This is a genomic window from Bacillus sp. FSL M7-0791 (assembly GCF_038627085.1).
Classification (GTDB): Bacteria; Bacillota; Bacilli; order Bacillales; family Bacillaceae; genus Bacillus; species Bacillus safensis.
This window is the reverse complement of record NZ_CP152022.1, coordinates 922,752-935,763: the sequence shown is the minus strand read 5'-3', so window position 1 is coordinate 935,763 and position 13,012 is coordinate 922,752. Positions and strand designations below refer to the sequence as shown.

The 13,012-nt window shown below is 40.4% G+C and carries 11 protein-coding genes; 4 read left to right on the top strand and 7 right to left on the bottom strand.

Annotated features, from left to right (window positions below):
• Nucleotides 1–322: 322 nt before the first annotated feature.
• Entirely contained in the window at nt 323–1,153 is an 831-nt protein-coding gene (locus MHI08_RS04675) for a LysM peptidoglycan-binding domain-containing protein (RefSeq protein ID WP_339241038.1), read from the bottom strand.
• Between the two features lie 353 nt (nt 1,154–1,506).
• On the opposite strand from MHI08_RS04675, the gene MHI08_RS04670 reads away from it, so the two are divergent.
• Nucleotides 1,507–2,871 carry an alkaline phosphatase gene (locus MHI08_RS04670; RefSeq protein ID WP_268487222.1) on the top strand — a complete coding sequence of 455 codons (1,365 nt, stop codon included), beginning with the start codon at nt 1,507–1,509 and terminating at the stop codon, nt 2,869–2,871.
• A 46-nt stretch (nt 2,872–2,917) separates the two neighbouring features.
• Here the strand turns inward: MHI08_RS04670 and MHI08_RS04665 are convergent, their stop codons facing one another.
• Nucleotides 2,918–4,330, bottom strand: coding sequence for a SpoVR family protein (locus MHI08_RS04665; RefSeq protein ID WP_268423363.1), 1,413 nt, complete (start codon nt 4,328–4,330; stop codon nt 2,918–2,920).
• A 76-nt stretch (nt 4,331–4,406) separates the two neighbouring features.
• Nucleotides 4,407–5,606 carry a globin domain-containing protein gene (locus tag MHI08_RS04660; RefSeq protein WP_034623910.1) on the bottom strand — a complete coding sequence of 400 codons (1,200 nt, stop codon included), beginning with the start codon at nt 5,604–5,606 and terminating at the stop codon, nt 4,407–4,409.
• A 183-nt stretch (nt 5,607–5,789) separates the two neighbouring features.
• Here MHI08_RS04660 and MHI08_RS04655 point away from each other — a divergent pair, with 183 nt between their 5' ends.
• A complete protein-coding gene (locus MHI08_RS04655; protein ID WP_024425294.1) occupies nt 5,790–6,221 on the top strand; it encodes an Rrf2 family transcriptional regulator in 432 nt (143 codons plus the stop codon).
• Nucleotides 6,222–6,380: 159 nt separating this feature from the next.
• The gene (locus tag MHI08_RS04650; RefSeq protein ID WP_339241029.1) at nt 6,381–7,856 is read left to right on the top strand and encodes a catalase; all 1,476 of its coding nucleotides are present in this window, start codon (nt 6,381–6,383) and stop codon (nt 7,854–7,856) included.
• Between the two features lie 111 nt (nt 7,857–7,967).
• Here MHI08_RS04650 and MHI08_RS04645 read toward each other — a convergent pair whose 3' ends face one another.
• Complete coding sequence (locus tag MHI08_RS04645) at nt 7,968–8,231, bottom strand: YqzG/YhdC family protein (RefSeq protein ID WP_335374559.1); 264 nt, start codon at nt 8,229–8,231, stop codon at nt 7,968–7,970.
• A 248-nt stretch (nt 8,232–8,479) separates the two neighbouring features.
• Here MHI08_RS04645 and MHI08_RS04640 point away from each other — a divergent pair, with 248 nt between their 5' ends.
• Complete coding sequence (locus MHI08_RS04640) at nt 8,480–8,728, top strand: YhdB family protein (protein ID WP_024425297.1); 249 nt, start codon at nt 8,480–8,482, stop codon at nt 8,726–8,728.
• Between the two features lie 400 nt (nt 8,729–9,128).
• On the opposite strand, the gene MHI08_RS04635 is transcribed toward MHI08_RS04640, so the two are convergent.
• The 3 genes from MHI08_RS04635 to MHI08_RS04625 form a co-directional block, all read right to left on the bottom strand.
• Nucleotides 9,129–9,779: a response regulator transcription factor gene (locus tag MHI08_RS04635; RefSeq protein WP_024426599.1), complete on the bottom strand. Its 651-nt coding sequence runs from the start codon at nt 9,777–9,779 to the stop codon at nt 9,129–9,131.
• Nucleotides 9,776–10,921, bottom strand: coding sequence for a GAF domain-containing sensor histidine kinase (locus MHI08_RS04630; RefSeq protein ID WP_339241026.1), 1,146 nt, complete (start codon nt 10,919–10,921; stop codon nt 9,776–9,778). The genes MHI08_RS04635 and MHI08_RS04630 overlap by 4 nt, the downstream gene beginning before the upstream one ends.
• A 155-nt stretch (nt 10,922–11,076) precedes the next feature.
• Complete coding sequence (locus MHI08_RS04625; RefSeq protein ID WP_251181173.1) at nt 11,077–12,822, bottom strand: phospho-sugar mutase; 1,746 nt, start codon at nt 12,820–12,822, stop codon at nt 11,077–11,079.
• Nucleotides 12,823–13,012: the final 190 nt, after the last annotated feature.

The following is a 13,012-nucleotide window of genomic DNA, read 5'->3' as shown; positions in this document are numbered from 1 at the left end:
AAAATGAAAACACTTTTTTTAAAAATAGAGTGAAAATTCTTATATATCAACGAAAATATTGTCAATAAAACGGTTAGATTTTCTTCAATCCTTATTCAATTGATAGTTTGTCTCCCTCTATTTATTATACAACATGGAAGATTATATTTTTTTCATATACTTATTATTCAACAAAAATAAGACCCTTTTTTTAAAAGCGGGTCCACAATTATGTTATTTTAAAGCCTTAAGACTGATAGTGATCTATGAGAAAAAGACCAGTTCTGCGGCATAAATGATATATGAAAAAAGAGACTGCTTCATAGCAGTCTCTTAAAATGAATTAGTTTACAAATGTTTTCGCTCCAAGATAAATAGGCTTCCAATAGCTTGATGTCATATCACTGATCGTTACACCGTCAGAAGCAGCATGGATAAACTTATTGTTTCCAAGGTAGACACCCATGTGAGATGGACCTGATTTATACGTTGTAAAGAAGACAAAATCTCCAGCCTTCGGTTTGGATACACTTTTCATCGATCCCCAGAAACCTTCAGTTGTTTGTCTTGAAATCTTTTTTTGTTTGTTAATGATATACCACATAAATCCGCTGCAATCAAAGCCCTTCGGTGTCGTTCCACCCCATCTATATGGAGTACCGTTTTGCGCTTTAGCATCTGCTATAAGCTTAGACGTGTTTAAGGAAGAAGTAGAGACTGTTTTTTCTTTCACAGGTTTCGTCTTTACTTTAGACGTCTTTTTCACCTTTAGCTTTTGCCCGATTTTAATGAGGTCTGTTTTAAGTTTATTTAACGATTTCAACTCTTTCACAGTCATCCCGTATTTTTTGCCAATCTTAGATAATGTATCACCTTTGACAACTTTATGAGTGGCAGTTGCTGAAGCCGTTTTTACTTTTGTTGTTGTTTTTGATGTCTTCACTGCTTTTTTCGAAGAAGTGCCATTCACTTTTAAGGTTTGTCCAACATAAATCACGTTAGATTTCAGCTTATTGTCTGATTTAATTTTGCTCACGCTTGTTTTGTATCTTTTCGCTAGAACAGAAAGAGAGTCACCTTTTTGAACTTTTACTGATTGTGCTGAGGCAGCTCCGGCAAATAATATCGTCCCAAGTAGAACTGCACTTGCAGCTGTGATCAATTGTTTTTTCATTTGTTCCTCCTGTATGTATCTATCTGATCCGAATTTTTATCTACTCCCTATTATAAGGATCAAATACCAGAAGAAATAGTCTTGACTTCCTACGACATTATGCTTATTAATTCGGCAAAATTTATTTTTTTTTAGGGTTCTTTTTATTTCATTTTTATTACACAATCATGACAAAATAATCGCATCTTGTCATGGATAAATGATACATTCATTTCTCTTTTTAGTTCATTCTATGTAAAGTGGACCTTTACAATTTTAAAGTGAACTTTACGGTGCTGTAAAAAGGAATCCACACTTCTGCTCTACCATTGTAAACGTAAGAGCGATACATAAACAATGAGGAGGCAAAATGAATGAGTGTGTTGAAAAGCTCGAAAACGAAAATCGCTGCAGTGGCAGCAGCATCTGTGCTATCGATTGGCATTTTTTCAGGGATTGAATTTGGACAAGCTGACAAAGCTGAGGCTAAAAAGAAGCCGAAAAATGACGTGCAAAATGTGATCGTGCTGATTGGAGATGGCATGGGAACACCTTATCTTTCAACTTACCGCTCATTTAAACACAACGGTGACCTTTCAAAGCAAACAGCGTTTGACCCTTACCTCACTGGCATGCACAAAACATACCCTGACGACTCTAAAAATAACATTACCGATTCAGCAGCAGCTGGTACAGCCATGGCAACTGGTAAAAAGACATACAACAATGCCATTGGTGTAAACAAAAACGGCAAAAAACTAAAAACCGTTTTAGAAGAAGCCAAACGAAAAGGAAAATCGACGGGTCTTGTCGTGACATCTGAATTAACAAATGCTACACCTGCTGCGTATGCCGCTCACGATGTGTCTAGGAAAAACACAGCAGCCATCGCTGATGATTTCTTCGATGAGAAAATCGGAAAACAACATACAGTCGATGTCATGCTTGGCGGAGGACTTGTCGATTTTGTCCGAAAGGATCGTGATCTGACGAAGGAATTCAAACAAGCCGGTTATGATTATGTCACCAATAAAGCCGCCTTACAAAAAAACAAAAATGAAAAAGTATTAGGCATTTTTGCTGATGGAGGTCTCGATAAAGCCATTGATCGTGATCAAACGACCCCTTCCCTGCAAGACATGACATCCTCAGCCATCAAACAGCTGTCTAAAAACAAAAAAGGATTTTTCCTTATGGTCGAAGGCAGTCAAATTGACTGGGCTGGACATGATCATGATATTGTCAGTGCGATGAGCGAAATGAAGGATTTTGAAAAAGCATTTGAAGAAGCGATTCGTTTTGCGAAAAAGGATAAAAACACGTTAGTCATCACGACCGCGGATCATTCAACTGGCGGACTTTCCTTCGGAGCAGACGGTTCAGGGAGCTGGGATTACCAACCGGTAAAAGCAGCGAAAAAAACGCCTGACTTTATCGCAAACAAAATTGTCAGCGGCATGCCTGTCGAGTCAGCCCTGAAACAATATATCAATCTTGATTTCACAAAAGAAGAAATAGCATCTATTCAAAAGGCCGCTGAAACAAAGGATACTGTTAAAATTGATGATGCGATTGAAGAAGTGATCAATACAAGATCACATACAGGCTGGACAACATCTGGCCATACCGGTGATGAAGTTCCATTCTTTGCGTATGGCCCAACAAGCCAGCAGCTAAAAGGTCTAATGGAAAATACCGATCAAGCAAAACACATTTTCAAACTGCTGAAAAACCAATAAAATGGACAAAAAAGATGTCTGCTAAGAGACATCTTTTTTGTCTTTTTCATGCAAGATATTTCCTATGAACCCCTTTTCCATCATAAGAAAACATCACTTCTTTTCCTTCAAGAACGGACTCGATATGCACACTTCTTCCCCACAGCTGATATAAATACGGAAGGACTTTTTCTAAGTATTTCAGATCAAGTTCAATGCCTTCATACCAATGCTTGATATAAAGTTCGTTATTTTTTAAATAGTCGCCATCGATCACGGTCAAATACGGAAAGCCGCCATTCACTCTCATACTGACTAACTGATCACGAACCGCCTTCCATTCTTTATCAATGACTTTATAGTCTCTCCCCTGCTTTTGAAACAAGTACAAATCTTCTCTCATCACAAGGTCTTTCGTTAAGTAGTTTCGAATAAAGGAAATATCTGACTCAATTTCTCTGACTTCAAACATTTTACTGCGGCCAGATCCTTCTGTGACCCCTGCTTTTTTTAATTCTTCACACGGGTTGTTATAGCGCTCTTCGATATCTTCAAAAATCTTCAGCCCTAAATAGTAAGGATTGATGCCTGTTTTAGATGGCTGCACCACACCTGCATTTAATTTCGCAAACTCTATCGATTCACTTGAATCCAAATCAAGCTCCCGCATAATCCGCTGGTGCCAATACGATGCCCAGCCTTCATTCATAATCTTTGTTTCCAGCTGCGGCCAAAAATAGAGCATTTCTTCTCTCAGCATGGTAAGGACATCCCGCTGCCACGGCTCCAGCTCGCGGGAATGCGCCTCAATAAAGAGTAAAAGATCCTTTTCCGGCTTTGGCGGAAACTGCTTAACGGTTTTCTTTTTCTCACGCGTTTTCGGCTCATCCATTCCCCACAAATCATCATAAGGCGTTTGACGTTTTGGTTTATTATCTTCACTTTCTTCATCGTCCATATTCCAGCTTAATTTTGATCGAACAAGGGACGGATCAATATGCTCTTGGATAGCCAATACGGCATCTAAAAAGGACTCGACTTCTTTTGTCCCGTGGATATGCTCATATTCTTTGATCCGCTCTGCCGCTGCTGACATACTTTCGACCATATCTCGTTTTGTGTTTTGGAAACGGCAATTATTTTTGAAGAAATCACAGTGTGCCAATACATGAGCCACAATTAATTTATTTTGAACAAGCGTATTGTTATCAAGTAGAAAGGCGTAGCAAGGATTTGAATTGATGACAAGTTCATAAATTTTGCTTAACCCTAAATCATAATGAAGCTTCATTTTATGAAATTGCTTCCCAAAGCTCCAGTGGCTGAATCGTGTTGGCATTCCATATGCACCGAACGTATAAATAATTTCCGCGGGACAGATTTCATACCTCATCGGATAAAAATCTAGACCAAATCCTTCTGCAATTTCTGTAATTTCATCAATCGCTCTTTGTAAAAGACGTTTTTCAGATACGCTCAAGGAAACCATCCCTCCTCATCGGACTTATCCCTACTATATGAGCGTATATAAAAAAACATGATGTTCCGCCAATCGTTTAGACGACTTCTATTTCTTTCGTGGATTGCCCGCCGAATGATTCGAAATGAATATGTTGTGCTGGAATTCCCAGCTCTTTTAGATGATGAATGATCTCCTGTGTAAACACCGGGGAACCGCATAGATAGAATTGGCCTTTCCCTTCTCCGATCACCGATTGAAGAAATGGACGGTCAATGCGGGAAGCCGCTTTCTCAACGAGTTCACCCTTTCCAGACTGCGCAAATTGTTCGTTACATAGGATGATGCGTCCATAGGAAGCTGAAGCTAGAACGCGTTCAAACTCATTTTCAAAAGCGTTTACATCCTCTAATCGATCTGCATGAATCATCGTGAATGTCTGGCTGTTTTGTGCGGCAGTTTTCACTAAACCAATCATTGGTGTGACACCAGACCCAGCACTGATGAAATAAACAGGCTCTTTTATGTCATCTTGCAAACAGAACATTCCCTGCGGCATACTCACTTGAAGAACGTCCCCTTCTTCCATTTCATCATGCAAAAATGTAGACACATGACCGTCACGCTTCACTGTAATACGGTAATAAGATGGATGATGCTCGTCTGATAAGCTGTATTGTCTGCTGCACATATAGGCTTCTCCTGGCATATCTGCCTGAACCGTAATGTATTGGCCTGCTTTATACATTGGCAGCTCTGATTCATCTTCTGGTACTAAATAAAAAGAGATAAGCGATGGAGATTCTTGCTTCTTTTTCTTAATCACAAACGGCTTCACATCTGCCCATCCGCCTGTCTGTTTCACATTTTCATCCATCATTTCTGCTTCTATGGTCATGAAAATATTCGCAATGATGTCATATGCAGCTTTCCAAGCTAATAAAGTGGCATCTTCTTCTCTTAAGCCAAACACCTCTTTCATCGCTTCAATCAGGTGATATCCGACAATTGGATATTGTTCTTTTTTGACCATGACACTGACATGCTTATGGGCAATTTGTTTGACCGCAGGAAGTAATTCCTCTAACCGATCAATGTGCAGTGCAGCTTGATATAGTGTCGCAGCAAGTGCCTCTGGCTGACTTCCGTTCATCAGATTTGTTTTATTAAATTGATTGAGCAGCTCCGGGTGCTGGCGAATCATATTTTGATAAAAAACAGTGACAAGCTTGGTTCCCTCGGCTTTTAGTAGAGGAGCTGATTGCTTTATTGCATTCATTTGATCTTTAGATAACATCGTCATTCCTTCTTTCAAAAGAAGTATTTTAAATACATCTTTATCGTAATAGATGACAGTCTCTAAAAGCAATATTTATAATACATGTTTTAAATGTTGTCACATTTTACACTTTCTCGAACAGTTTTTGTCTAAAATGTGTTACGATGATACAAAACTCTATTAGGTTTAGAGGTCGTCAAAATGAAACTTACGAATTACACAGATTTCTCATTAAGGGTACTCATTTATTTAGCTTCGAGAGAAAATAATGAACTGTCAAATATTCAGCAGATCGCCGATGTTTATGGCATTTCTAAAAATCATCTGACGAAGGTGATTTATCATCTTGGAAAACGCGGGTATGTGGAAACGATTCGCGGAAGAAATGGCGGGATCAGGCTTGGAAAAAGCCCAGAAAGCATTAATATTGGAGAGGTTGTCCGTTATACAGAGGATGATTTAGTCATGGTTGAATGCTTTGATCCAAAGAAAAACAGCTGCATCATCTCCCCAATTTGTTCATTAAAGCATGTACTTCATGAAGCACTCACTGCTTATTTAAGCGTTCTAGACCGATACACACTAAACGATTTAACACAAAACAAAGATGCTCTTAGAGAGCTCCTGCTTTAAGGCGAAAGAATTTATTCTTTCGTCTTTTTCTTTACCTTCTTGTAATAATAATTTATTTAAAATTATTATAAATAAATATTGACTATCATGTTTGATTCAATATAATTAGGGTATATAGATTGCTAGAAAACACTTTTTTGTTTACAGGAGGAGAAAAGAATGACAAATTCAAATCATAAAAATTTGACAACGAACCAAGGCGTGCCTGTTGGCGATAACCAAAACTCAAGAACAGCTGGTCACCGCGGACCTACCTTTCTTGATGATTACCATTTGATTGAAAAACTTGCACACTTTGACCGTGAACGTATTCCAGAGCGCGTCGTTCATGCAAGAGGCGCCGGCGCTTACGGTGTGTTTGAAGTAGAAAACAGCATGGAGAAACATACAAAAGCAGCCTTCTTAAGTGAAGAAGGAAAACAAACAGACGTTTTTGTTCGCTTCTCTACCGTTATTCATCCGAAAGGTTCACCTGAAACATTGCGTGACCCGCGCGGCTTTGCTGTCAAATTTTATACAGAAGAAGGCAACTATGATCTCGTTGGTAACAACTTGCCGATCTTCTTTATTCGTGATGCATTGAAATTCCCTGATATGGTTCACTCTCTCAAGCCAGATCCTGTAACCAATATTCAAGATCCTGACCGTTATTGGGATTTTATGACTTTAACGCCTGAATCCACTCATATGCTCACATGGCTTTTCTCTGACGAAGGAATCCCTGCAAGCTACGCTGAAATGCGCGGTTCTGGTGTGCATACATTTAGATGGGTGAACAAATACGGCGAAGCAAAATATGTGAAATATCACTGGAGACCTTCTGAAGGTATTCGCAACTTATCTATGGAAGAAGCAGCGGAAATTCAAGCAAACGATTTCCAGCATGCGACAAGAGATTTATATGACCGCATTGAAAAAGGCAACTTCCCAGCATGGGACTTATATGTTCAGCTTATGCCGCTTAGCGATTATGATGACCTTGATTATGATCCATGTGACCCAACAAAAACGTGGAGCGAGGAAGATTACCCGCTTCAAAAAGTAGGACGCATGACACTCAACCGCAATCCTGAGAACTTCTTTGCTGAAACAGAACAGTCTGCTTTCACGCCAAGTGCATTTGTTCCAGGAATTGAGGCATCTGAAGATAAACTACTTCAAGGCCGTCTGTTCTCATATCCTGATACGCAGCGCCACCGTCTTGGTGCGAACTACATGCGCATTCCGGTTAACTGCCCTTATGCACCTGTACACAATAACCAGCAGGATGGCTTTATGACAACGACTCGTCCAAGCGGTCATATTAACTATGAACCAAACCGTTATGACGATCAGCCAAAAGAAAACCCTCACTACAAAGAAAGTGAGCCAGTTCTTCACGGTGACCGTATGGTGAGACAAAAAATTGAAAAACCGAACGATTTCAAACAAGCTGGAGAAAAATATCGAAGCTACTCTGAAGAAGAGAAACAAGCATTGATTAAAAACCTAACAGCTGATCTGAAAGATGTGAATGACCAAACAAAATTACTTGCAATCTGCAACTTCTATCGTGCCGATGAAGATTACGGCCAGCGATTAGCAGATTCACTTGGTGTGGATATTCGCGCTTATCTTCAAGGTAGCATGAAGTAATTCCATTTCGAAAAAAAATTGTTGGACAAAGGGCTAAAATGATCTTTATTTTAGCCCTTTGTCTTTTATGACTGAACGCCTCAAGCACCCTTTACAAAAAAAGGGGCTTTTTTATAATCGAAACACGTTAATACTAATCAAATGACCGGTCACCGGATGAAAATAAATTTCTGCATGTGCGGCAAAGCGAGTTGAGCCTTCCTTTACAGTGACGCGAAACACATCTTTTGTCTGCTCATCATTTACTTGTGTACGGCCAATGTAATGATAATCGTTTAAAGCGGCACCTTTATATTCATCTTGCAACGCTGTGTACGCAAGTCTTTCCCAATTTTCAAACGGCTGCACCGCTGCTTTTGATGCAGGATGAATCATCAAACTGCCAAGCAAAACGATTCCTGCTGCAATAAGCATCCACAATTTCGGCTGCATGATATCATTGAACTCACTTTCATATATGTTTTGTTTAGGTTTAGCTGGCCGGTCCTTTTTCATACATGAAGCAATTATTCAGCCTATAATTCCCGGTACACGATTGATGCGGACACCAACTTTTCCCCTGAAAAAGTCGATATGATCCGAGCAAACTAATGAGGACTTCTCAAGGGAAAGGAGAAGGTTTAATGAATGTGGCGGATTATGATAAAGCACTTTATTATACGCATCGCTCGCAATGGGATAATTTACTTATTCTTATGGTACGTACGCAAGATGATTTGCTCTCGAAACGTATTGAGCATTTCCTACATGCGTATCAATTTAACCGGAACGATGCAGATGTTGAAAAATGTTTATATGGGCTCCTCCAGTACATTGACCATGCTTCAGAGGCTGCTGCTGCTGAAGTTTATTCACAACCGATGTACACATAAAGAAAAAGGGCTAAAATGAATTTTTTTAGCCCTTCCCTTTTCCATACAATTAGCAGTGCTCAGTGCTGGGAACATAAAGTGGCTGATATGAAATAGACGGAAGCGTTAGAGATAATGTATGGATCACAAGCTTATTAAAGCTCTAATTTGTCATCACTTACTAATTCATATGCCTCCACTTGATCCCCTCAGATTTTACATTCACCTTTGATTGACCAGCTCATCACCTCCTTTAGAATAAAAAAAGACTTGATGAGCATACTCTCATCAAGTCTTTTATTTGTTTTTCTATTAGAAATTAGGCTGTTCATACTTCTCTTTTTACGCAAAAGGGCACGTCAAATAACCAACTCTTTATTCAATTCACTGAATTGAATGTGCGCTTAAAAGTTTTAGTCTGTCATAGCAGCTCTTTTGGCTGATTTTTTTGATAATCCACTGCATACAGAGCCGCTTGGGTTCGATCTGCCAGCTCTAATTTTGATAATACATGGGATACGTGCGTTTTGACAGTCTTTTCAGAAATAAACAGCGATGAGGCAATTTCTTTGTTGCTTTTGCCTTTTGCAATCTCAAATAAGACATCTCGCTCTCTATTGGTGAGCTCTTTCATCAATGCCCATTTCTGCTCTTTTGGCTCTGTCAGATGCTGCACGAGAAAGGTCGTGATATGACCATCTAACTGATAGGTGCCATTTTGTACTTCAATCATGGTTGATAGCAGTTTTTCTGGTGCCACATCCTTTAATTGATAGGCCTTCGCCCCTGCTTGAATGGCGGGAATGACATAATCTTTATCCGCATAGCTTGTCAGGATCACAATGCGGGAGTCAGGCATTTCCAGCGTCATTTGTTTCGTTGCCTCAATGCCATTCATGACAGGCATAGACAAATCCATTAAGACAATGTCAGGCTGAGTTTCTCTGACAACCTCTAATGCCTCTTGCCCATTGGACGCCTCACCAACGATGTCCACATCAGGCTGTGTCTGCAAGAAAAACACAAGCCCTTTTCTCACAATATGATGATCATCTGCAATGACAACTCTCATGACGATCCCTTCCTTTCTTGTGAAAATGGCACTTTTACATGAATCGTGGTTCCTTTACCTAATTCTGAATAGATACAAAATGTACCACCTGCTCTTTGGATGCGGTCAGACATCCCTTTCAGCCCAAGTGAAGGAAGGCTCATCTGCTCGTCATATTGAAAACCTTTTCCGTGGTCAATGATTTTCATCTCCAACGTGTCTTTTGATTGCTCAAGCTTGACCTCGACTTCTTCTACTTCCGCATGTTTTTGACAGTTATTCAGTGCTTCTTGACATACCCGAAACAAAGTTTCATTGTGTGAATGATCCATTTCTATACAGCCTAATAAAGATAAGTTGCAGCGTAATCCTAAAAGCTGTGCATACTCTTCAATTGCTGTCGTAAACCCCTTTTCAAGGCCTCTTGGTCTCAGCTGCCAAATGAGTGACCGCATTTCAATCAGAGCGTCTTGTGACAAATGCTGAATAAAATCAATCATTTCTCCTAAATTCTGATCGCTTGTCATTTGCCGTGCAGCCTTTGCCGTCAGACTCACAGAGAACAGCATTTGGTTGACAGAATCATGCAAGTCCTGTGCGAGCCGGTTTCTTTCTTCCAAAAGTGCGTGCTGCTGTTCATTTTGCACAAGCTTCATCCGCTGAATGGCAGTGCCAATTTGAAGTGCAATGCTTTCAAGCAAATTCAGCTCTTCTTGCGTAAACGTGACTTTTCCTTTTGCTGCCACATTTAATAAGCCGAACGTACGCTTACACGCTTGTAGCGGTACGGTCGCATGATGAGTAATTCCTTCTGTATCCCCAAGCTTTTCTTCAATCGCCGTTTCAATCCGTTTGCAATTAATAATATTTGTGGCTGATTGCAGTGTGCCTTTTGTGTAACGGTTGATGCAATAACAATCATTTTGACACATGAGCTGCTTTTGATGCATTGCGAGTGCTTCAGGTAAGGAAACCTCTGCCATCAGTTCATATGACCCGTCTTTTTCTATAAAATAAATCCATGCTGAATGAAAGCCTGTGACATCCATCAGCATATGGAGCACTTCATGGAGCGTTTCTTTCATTTCCATGCCTTCATTTAGCTTTTCAGCAATTTCTTTTAACGTTTTTAATGTTTCAACCTTCTCTTGGTATTCTCCCATACTGTTTACCCCCGGCATTTGCAGCCTTCACTTCTCATTACGCTCATTATACCATGAGCCCCCTCGTAGCTCTTTCTCCAAAAGAATGATTTCTTCTCATCCTTTTGGCTGAGAAAAAGCCATCATGTATTCATACACGATGGCCTTGTCTTTCGTTATTTCGCTGTTTCTTCCACAATATCATAAACGACTTTCATCACTTCTTCTGACAAATGCTTTAACTTTTCTTCACTATCTGTTAAAGACGTGCCTTTGACTGCAATATAAAATTTCACTTTAGGCTCAGTGCCGGAAGGTCTTAAGCAGAACCATGAACCATCCTCAAGGAAGTATTTCAGCACATTTGATGCTGGCAGGTGAATGGTTTCCTCTTTCTTTTCAGCCACAAGTTGTCTTTGACTTGATTGATAATCCTCAATCACTGTGATGCGCTGCCCTGCGATGGCAGCTGGCGGGTTTGTTCTAAAGGTATGAAGGATCGCTGAAATCTGCTCTGCTCCTTCTTTTCCTTTTAAGGTTAACGACTTTAATCCTTCCAGGTAAAATCCAAACTGCTTGAAAATATCGACAAGCGCATCGTACAAGGACTTGCCCTGCTTTTTATAGAAAGCAGCGACTTCAACGGCTAAAAGTGCCGCTTGCACCGCATCTTTATCTCGGGCAAAGTCACCGATCAAATAGCCATAGCTCTCTTCATAACCGAATTGAAACGTGTATTCTCCGCTCTTTTCAAACTGCTTAATTTTTTCTCCAATAAATTTAAAGCCTGTGAGTGTGTCTATCGTGTCGGCACCAAAAGCTGATGCTACAGCGCGCCCAAGCTCACTTGTAACAATGGTTTTCATCACAACGGGACGAGGCGGCAGCTGACCCAGCTTTTGTTTTTCAGATAATAAATAATGGAGCAGCAGAGCGCCTGTTTGGTTGCCTGTTAAGACGGTAAATTCTCCTTCGTGATCTCTGACCGCAATGCCTAACCTGTCAGCATCTGGGTCTGTGGCAATAAGGATATCTGCATGTTGTTTTTCACCAAGCTTGATGGCGTACTCAAATGCTGCATGCTCCTCTGGATTCGGCGAGGTCACTGTTGAGAATTGTGGATCTGGTTTTTCCTGCTCAGGCACAACAGTGACATGCTGATATCCAAGAGCCTGCAGCCCGTTTCTGACAGGGTGATTGGCTGTCCCATGAAGCGGAGTAAACACGACTTTGACATCGACCTCATGTGCCAGCTCAGGGTGCACACTAATGGTTTTTAATTTTTCAATATAAGCATGGTCGATTTCTTCTCCGATTATTTTGATCAGCCCTTGCTGTTTCAACGTTTCTTCAGAGTCAACTGAAATCGACAGTTCATTTTCAATTGCATCTACTTCTTGAATGACTTGATCTGCTTCAAATGGAGGAAGCTGCCCGCCATCTTCACCATACACTTTATAGCCATTATATTCTGGTGGATTATGACTTGCTGTCACGACGATTCCAGCAAATGCATGCAGTTCACGAACCGCAAAGGAGAGCTCTGGTGTCGGACGCAATTCATCAAATACGTACGTTTGAATGCCTTGTGAAGCAAGTGTTTTGGCTGCTTCCATCGCAAATTCAGGCGATTTATGGCGTGAATCATATGCAATGGCGACGCCTCTATTTTTTGCATCCTCTCCATGTTTCGCAATATACGCAGCAAGACCTGCTGATGCTTTACGAACAGTGTACACATTCATTCGGTTCGTGCCTGCACCAATCTCACCGCGCATTCCTCCAGTGCCGAACTCAAGGTTTTTGTAGAAACAGTCTTCAAGTGCCTGGTGGTCATCTTGATGCGTCTCCAGCCATTCCTTTAATTCAGTATCCAGGTGCTTCTCATTGATCCATCGCTCATAATTCGTCTTCCAACTCATGGTCGTCCTCCCCAGCTCTTATCATCAATAAAATAACATCTACTGTTATTTTATATGGAATCATCCTTTATGTCATGCTATATCATTAGCAGTTGGAAAAAATGTTGCACAAATAAAAAAAGCCGATACATGATCGGCTTTGAGATTGTTGACAAAGGGCTAAAATGATCTTGCTTTAACCCTTTGTCTT